The organism is Pantoea sp. BS_8, from assembly GCF_041954965.1.
GTDB lineage: Bacteria > Pseudomonadota > Gammaproteobacteria > Enterobacterales > Enterobacteriaceae > Pantoea > Pantoea stewartii.
The window spans coordinates 171,501-178,321 of the sequence record NZ_JAVAXU010000010.1 but is presented as its reverse complement, the minus strand read 5'-3'; the positions used below and the strand labels follow the sequence as shown (position 1 = coordinate 178,321).

At 51.6% G+C, this 6,821-nt stretch carries 6 protein-coding genes, 1 tRNA gene and 1 rRNA gene; 2 read left to right on the top strand and 6 right to left on the bottom strand.

Annotation, left to right across the window (positions count from 1 at the left end; genetic code table 11):
- The first annotated feature begins 50 nt into the window (after positions 1-50).
- Positions 51-126, top strand: a tRNA-Thr gene (locus RAC65_RS17600).
- Positions 127-163: 37 nt separating this feature from the next.
- Positions 164-279: ribosomal RNA gene (rrf, locus tag RAC65_RS17595) — 5S ribosomal RNA — on the top strand.
- 527 nt (positions 280-806) lie between these two features.
- Here the strand turns inward: rrf and RAC65_RS17590 are convergent.
- The 6 genes from RAC65_RS17590 to dusB all read right to left on the bottom strand — a co-directional run bounded on the left by RAC65_RS17590 (position 807) and on the right by dusB (position 6,793).
- The gene (locus RAC65_RS17590; RefSeq protein ID WP_033740081.1) at positions 807-1,565 is read right to left on the bottom strand and encodes an amino acid ABC transporter ATP-binding protein; all 759 of its coding nucleotides are present in this window, start codon (positions 1,563-1,565) and stop codon (positions 807-809) included.
- 7 nt (positions 1,566-1,572) lie between these two features.
- Complete coding sequence (locus RAC65_RS17585) at positions 1,573-2,673, bottom strand: amino acid ABC transporter permease (RefSeq protein ID WP_369974391.1); 1,101 nt, start codon at positions 2,671-2,673, stop codon at positions 1,573-1,575.
- A gap of 15 nt (positions 2,674-2,688) precedes the next feature.
- Positions 2,689-3,867: an amino acid ABC transporter permease gene (locus RAC65_RS17580; protein WP_033740078.1), complete on the bottom strand. Its 1,179-nt coding sequence runs from the start codon at positions 3,865-3,867 to the stop codon at positions 2,689-2,691.
- A gap of 68 nt (positions 3,868-3,935) precedes the next feature.
- Positions 3,936-4,961, bottom strand: coding sequence for an amino acid ABC transporter substrate-binding protein (locus tag RAC65_RS17575; RefSeq protein WP_033740076.1), 1,026 nt, complete (start codon positions 4,959-4,961; stop codon positions 3,936-3,938).
- A gap of 546 nt (positions 4,962-5,507) precedes the next feature.
- Positions 5,508-5,804 (bottom strand): DNA-binding transcriptional regulator Fis, encoded by a 297-nt coding sequence (gene fis / locus RAC65_RS17570; RefSeq protein WP_003855228.1) that lies wholly within the window; start codon positions 5,802-5,804, stop codon positions 5,508-5,510.
- Positions 5,805-5,827: 23 nt separating this feature from the next.
- The gene (gene dusB / locus RAC65_RS17565; RefSeq protein ID WP_033740115.1) at positions 5,828-6,793 is read right to left on the bottom strand and encodes a tRNA dihydrouridine synthase DusB; all 966 of its coding nucleotides are present in this window, start codon (positions 6,791-6,793) and stop codon (positions 5,828-5,830) included.
- Positions 6,794-6,821 lie beyond the last annotated feature (28 nt).

Sequence of the window (6,821 nt, the reverse complement as noted above, 5' to 3'; positions counted from 1 at the left end):
ATTGAACGACCCGAGCATCAGCATAATAATGCCGGGAATACCTGTTGCGTGCTGATATGGCTCAGTTGGTAGAGCGCACCCTTGGTAAGGGTGAGGTCCCCAGTTCGACTCTGGGTATCAGCACCAGTTATATATGGCTAGAGTTCGGCGAATAAAGAATTTGCCTGGCGGCTGTAGCGCGGTGGTCCCACCTGACCCCATGCCGAACTCAGAAGTGAAACGCCGTAGCGCCGATGGTAGTGTGGGGTCTCCCCATGCGAGAGTAGGGAACTGCCAGGCATCAATAAAGTAGAGAAGCCCCGTACGAAAGTACGGGGCTTTTTTACGTCGGTTATTCGCCTGAAACCGAAAGGGACGAGCCGATCACCTCAGCGGAAGCCGCGCTACCGCCGGCACCAAAGTCGTGAAACTCGCCTCATTGGTGGGCTGGCTGACTTCCGCAACGTCGATTTCTACCTGTCGCCAGCAGGCTCGTCCACATAAAGTGCATCACGGGCCAGCTCAGGCAGATGCGTATCAGGGGTAAAGCGGAAAGACCTGTGGATCACCCTATAAGCCGTCAGTAAACCTGCCTGAATCACCCATATCCGATCAATGCACAGACGAGCACTGGCTGGGCCAGCTCACCTTTGCTGGATACAGCACGATTCAGGCATGCACCGTCGACGACAACGTATCGTCAGTTGCTAAAAAGCGGAGTTTTATAAAGGATGACGGTGGATTTACAACGTGGTGCATCATCCGGACAGGAAAGGTCAGAACCGTACCTCTGTCAGAGACGGAGGTACGGTCAGAAACGAGAGCGGTCAGTGAATAACCTGGGACAGGAAAGCGCGGGTACGTTCTGACTTCGGATTTGCAAAAAACTCCTGCGGTGGCGCAACCTCCACGATCTCGCCGCGATCCATAAAGATCACCCGATCGGCAACGGTACGTGCAAAGCCCATCTCATGCGTGACACACAGCATCGTCATGCCATCTTCTGCAAGCCCAATCATGGTATCCAGCACCTCTTTCACCATTTCCGGATCCAGGGCAGAGGTGGGCTCATCAAACAGCATAATTTTAGGTTTCATGCACAATGAACGCGCAATCGCGACACGCTGCTGTTGGCCGCCTGAAAGCTGACCAGGAAACTTATGCGCGTGTTCAGCAATGCGTACGCGCTGCAGATAGTGCATCGCAAGCTCCTCCGCTTCTTTTTTGGCAATCTTACGCACCCACATCGGCGCTAGCGTACAGTTCTGCAAAACCGTAAGGTGAGGAAAAAGATTAAAGTGCTGAAAGACCATACCGACTTCAGTACGAACGCGCTCAATATTCCGTACGTCATCATTCAGATGAATACCATCGACCACAATACGCCCCTTCTGATGTTCCTCCAGATGGTTGATACAACGAATCGTCGTCGACTTTCCAGACCCTGACGGACCGCATAACACGATACGTTCGCGCGGTTTCACCTGCAGATTAATGTCTTTCAGCACATGAAACTGGCCGTACCATTTGTTCACATTTTCAAGCGAAATCATCGCATTGGTTGAATCAGTTATTATTTGTGTCATAGAAACCTCAGTGCGATTTACGCCCGGTGTGAAAACGTTTTTCCAGATACTGGCTGTAACGTGACATGCTAAAACAGAAAATCCAGTAGACCAGCGCCGCAAAGACATAGCCCTCTGTCGACATGCCCAGCCAGGCCGGATCGACCGTAGCCTGTTGAACGCTGCTAAACAGATCGAACAAACCGATGATGATAACCAGGCTGGTATCTTTGAATAACGCAATAATGGTATTCACCAGGCCTGGAATGGTGAGTTTTAACGCCTGAGGGAGGATCACCAGCATCTGGGTCTTCCAGTATCCCAGGGCAAGGGATTCAGCGGCTTCATACTGTCCTTTTGGTAATGCCTGCAGCCCACCGCGAACTACCTCGGCCACATACGCCGACTGGAACAGAATCACGCCGACTAAGGCACGTACCAGTTTGTCGATAGTGGTTCCCTCTGCCATAAACAGCGGCAGCATGACCGATGACATGAACAGCACGGTGATCAGCGGAACGCCACGCCAGAACTCAATAAAGATGACAGACAGCGTACGGACAACAGGCATTTTAGAGCGGCGCCCTAACGCCAGCAAAATGCCTAAAGGTAAGGCGCCCGCAATGCCCACCGAGGCGATGATCAGGGTCAGCGTTAAGCCGCCCCACTGGCGCGTTTCCACGCGATCCAGTCCCAAAAACCCACCGTACAGTAAAAACCAGACGATCAGCGGATAGCATACCGCCCAGACGGCGATATAGCGTCCACGAAAGGGCAACCGTTTCAGGAGCATGGGCACAATCGACACTAAGCCAATCACCAGCGCAAGATTAATGCGCCAGCGCAGCTCATGAGGATAGAGCCCATACATAAACTGACCAAAACGGGCATGAATGAAGACCCAGCATGCGCCTTCTTTTGTGCAGTCTGCGCGCGTAGTGCCAAACCAGTTGGCATCAAAGATCAGCCAGTTCAGCGCCGGGGGGATCAGGTGCCAGATCAGCCAGATACATAACAACGTCAGTAAGGTGTTAAACCATCCTGAAAACAGGTTTTTGCGGGCCCATAGCCAGCCCCGGCTCAGCGGCGAGGAGGCTACGGGCGTCGTTTCATGTGCAGTGACAGACATAGTCATCCCGTGTTCTTAACGCTCAACCAGCGCGATTTTGCGGTTATAAAGATTCATCAACAGTGAAATCAGCAGGCTGATAATCAGGTAGACGCTCATCGTAATCGCAATGGTTTCAATAGCCTGACCGGTCTGATTCAGCACCGTACCGGCAAACAGCGACACCATGTCCGGGTAACCTATCGCGGCAGCCAGAGAGGAGTTTTTGACGATATTGAGATACTGGCTGGTCAGGGGCGGAATAATCACTCGCATGGCCTGAGGAATGATGACCTGACGCAGCGTGACTGGATTCGGTAACCCCAGTGAACGCGCCGCTTCATGCTGTCCGTAAGGCACAGCCTGAATACCTGAGCGAATCACCTCGGCAATGAAAGATGACGTATAGATCGACAGGGCCAGCGTGAGCGCTGCCAGCTCAGGTATCATGACGAAGCCGCCCCGGAAGTTAAACCCACGCAACTCCGGGATATCCCAGTGCATGGCGGCACCAAAAACTGCATGCGCAACCAGCGGGAACAGGATCAGCATCGCAACAGCTGCGGGCCAGGAGCGACGTAACTGACCGGTTTTAAGCTGATGCTGTCGGTTAAAACGGTATAAACCGTAGCTCGCCACCACAGCCAGTGCTAGAGCGATAACGAAAGGCCAGGTACCAGGCGCATAGGTCGGCCAGGGAATATACAGGCCACGATTACTCACGAAGGCGAGATCAAAGGCATTCAGCGCCTGACGCGGGCCGGGCAGGTTACGCAACACCGCGAAATACCAAAAGAAAATCTGCAATAACGGCGGGATATTGCGGAAGATTTCAATGTAGATATTCGCGATTTTACGTAATAACCAGTTCTCTGAGAGACGCGCCAGACCAATAAAGAAGCCCAGTATGGAAGCAAATACAATACAAAGTGCGGAAACCAGCAGGGTATTTGTCAGGCCAACCAGAAATACCCGCGCGTAGGTATCCCCTTCGGAATAATCAATAAGATGCTGAACGATGCCGAAACCCGCATTACGTTCTAAAAAACCAAACCCGGAAGTGATACCGCGATTAGCGAGATTGATGACGGTGTTGTGGACGAGATAACCCACCACAGACAGTACGATAACGATCGCCACGATCTGGTAAAGCCAGGCGCGAACCGTGGGATTACCGAACGAAAAATCCCTTTTCACGGTTGGGCGTTGTGACATGTTGAAACCTCAATAACGAAAGCCTTGCTGGGGCACCGCAGAAAACGGTGCCCGACGGGGAGGTAGACTTAACGAACCGGTGGTGCGTACTGAATACCACCCTGGTTCCAGAGCGCATTCTGGCCACGAGCGATTTTCAGCGGGCTGTCTTTACCGACGTTGCGATCAAAACTTTCCTGATAGTTACCGACCTGCTTGATGATGTTGTACGCCCATTTGTTATCGAGCTTCAGATCTTTGCCATAGTCACCCTCGGCACCTAACAGGTGGGCCATATCGGGCGTCGCTGGCTTCGCGGCTTTCTCATCCACGTTTTTAGAGGTGATGCCCATTTCTTCGGCGTTCAGCATGGCAAACAGTGACCATTTCACGATGGTGAACCAGTCATCATCACCACGACGAACAACAGGACCCAACGGTTCTTTAGAGATGACTTCCGGCAGAACGATAAAGTCGTCTGGTTTACCTAATTTGATACGCAGTGCATAAAGTTGTGACTGATCGGAAGCCAGCGTATCGCAACGGCCGCTATCCAGTGCTTTTGCCGATTCGTCGGAGCGGTCAAATGTCACCGGGGTGTACTGCATCTTGTTCGCTTTGAAATAATCCGCAACGTTCAGTTCAGTGTCAGTACCGGCCTGAATACAGACGGTGGCACCATCCAGCTCTTTCGCACTTTTCAGGCCCGCTTTTTTGTGGGTCAGGAAACCAATGCCGTCATAGTAGTTAACACCGGTAAACATGAAGCCCATGCCGCCATCACGTGATGAGGTCCAGGTAGTGTTACGAGAAAGCACGTCCACTTCGCCAGACTGTAATGCAGTGAAGCGCTCTTTTGCGGTCAGCGGGGTATATTTTACTTTTGTTGCATCACCAAATACGGCTGCTGCCGCGGCACGACAGATATCCACATCAAGACCGGTAAATTTACCGCTGGCGTCTGCATAAGAGAAACCTGGCAGGCCATCGCTGATACCACATTGAACGAATCCTTTCTTTTTAATCGCATCCAGCGTGGCGCCTGCGTGGGCTTGCTGAGCAACGGCGAGCAGCGAAGCCGCAGCAACCAGAGTAGAGAGCATCATCTTTTTCATAAAGCATCCTGTGTGGCATGTCGTGTTGTGTTGTTATGTAGTGCGCACTTTGGTGTGCGTTTCCTGTCTGTGGCGATCAGCCATCCACGACTTTGCAAAGCCAGTGCCAGGTTTGCAGAATTCTGAATTCACCTGAAATATCGGGTAATAATCTGAATTATCCGGAAGGCTGCAATAATATGGCGCACCAAAAGGATGCATTTCGAGTCGGGTAGATCACATTTAGTGCAATTTGTTTCACTATTTAGCAACAGTGTGAGCCTGTTTGCATGTGGCTCATGTAAGCAGACATGAGATTGCTTAAAAAGGTAGCCGTGCTCACAAAAGGCCGACAGGGCTGGGCTGAAGGGCATGGTGGTACAAAAGACAAAGGCCGCGAAGAGGAGAAAATGTGAAAGGTAAGTCTGTTAAAGTCACGCTGGCGACTGCAACTACAGTTACCATATGTGATGCAACCGTTTCAGCGTTTTTAAAAAAATTTGCGTAGTAGCGCACAAATAAAAACGCCAGCCCGAAGGCTGGCGAGATTAACGGTGTGAACCTGAATCAGTTCATGCCGTATTTTTTCAGTTTCTTACGCAGCGTACCGCGGTTGATACCCATCATCAGGGCAGCACGGGTCTGGTTGCCACGGGTATACTGCATCACCATGTCCAACAGAGGCTGCTCGACTTCAGCCAAAACCAGCTCATACAGGTCACTCACATCCTGACCATTCAGTTGAGCAAAATAGTTCTTCAGTGCCTGTTTAACCGAATCACGCAAAGGTTTTTGAGTTACCTGATCCTGTGAGTTAACGGTAGAAACGGTCAGTACGTCAGAATTTACGCGTTGTTCGAACATAGTTCTTTCAGCTCTTTATTTCGTTACGCAAGATTTTCGAAGTATGCCTCCAACGCCTCCAGCTGTTCGCTGGCATCCTCAATGGCGTTGAATGTGCGCCGAAACTGGTCATTTGGGGCATGTTCCTGGAGATACCAGGACACGTGCTTCCGCGCTATACGGTATCCCTTGCCTGGACCGTAAAAGTCGTGCAGCTCACGTATATGCGAAACAAGCAAACGCTTGACCTCTGCCAGTGGCAGCGGGGCAAGCAGCTCCCCAGTGTCCAGATAATGCTGGATTTCCCGGAAGATCCACGGTCTTCCCTGAGCAGCACGTCCTATCATCAAAGCGTCGGCTCCGGTGTAGTCGAGCACTGCTCTGGCTTTATGCGGGTCAGTTATGTCTCCGTTCGCGATAATCGGAATAGAGACACTCTGCTTAACTGTCCGAATGCTGTCGTATTCAGCGTCTCCGTTGAACAGGCAGGCACGAGTGCGGCCATGTATCGTCAAAGCCTGAATGCCACAACGCTCAGCCAATTGGGCAATCGCGACACAGTTTCTGTTTTCTGGATCCCAACCGGTACGGATTTTCAATGTGACCGGTACATCAACCGCATTTACCACGGCAGAGAGAATAGACTCGACCACGGCAGGATATTGCAGTAAGGCCGACCCCGCCATTTTGCGGTTCACCTTTTTGGCTGGGCAACCCATATTAATATCAATCACCTGTGCACCAGCGTCGACATTAATACGTGCAGCCTGAGCCATCTCACTGGGATCACAGCCTGCAATCTGGACGGCACGAATGCCGGGTTCATCACTGTGCACCATGCGTAAACGAGATTTGTCACTGGCCCACACTTCGGGATTGGATGACAACATCTCAGAAACCGCCATTCCTGCACCCATCTCATGACAAAGCGTTCTGAAAGGCCTGTCTGTAATACCGGCCATCGGTGCCGCAATCAGTCGATTTCTCAGCTGGAGGTTTCCAATGCGCATGAAGTCGTAATGCCATACTGTGTCTGCA

Coding starts and splice junctions, on each gene's coding strand:
- RAC65_RS17590 (WP_033740081.1), bottom strand. CDS start 1,565: ATGACACAAATAATAACTGATTCAACCAATGCGATGATTTCGCTTGAA.
- RAC65_RS17585 (WP_369974391.1), bottom strand. CDS start 2,673: ATGTCTGTCACTGCACATGAAACGACGCCCGTAGCCTCCTCGCCGCTG.
- RAC65_RS17580 (WP_033740078.1), bottom strand. CDS start 3,867: ATGTCACAACGCCCAACCGTGAAAAGGGATTTTTCGTTCGGTAATCCC.
- RAC65_RS17575 (WP_033740076.1), bottom strand. CDS start 4,961: ATGAAAAAGATGATGCTCTCTACTCTGGTTGCTGCGGCTTCGCTGCTC.
- fis (WP_003855228.1), bottom strand. CDS start 5,804: ATGTTCGAACAACGCGTAAATTCTGACGTACTGACCGTTTCTACCGTT.
- dusB (WP_033740115.1), bottom strand. CDS start 6,793: ATGCGCATTGGAAACCTCCAGCTGAGAAATCGACTGATTGCGGCACCG.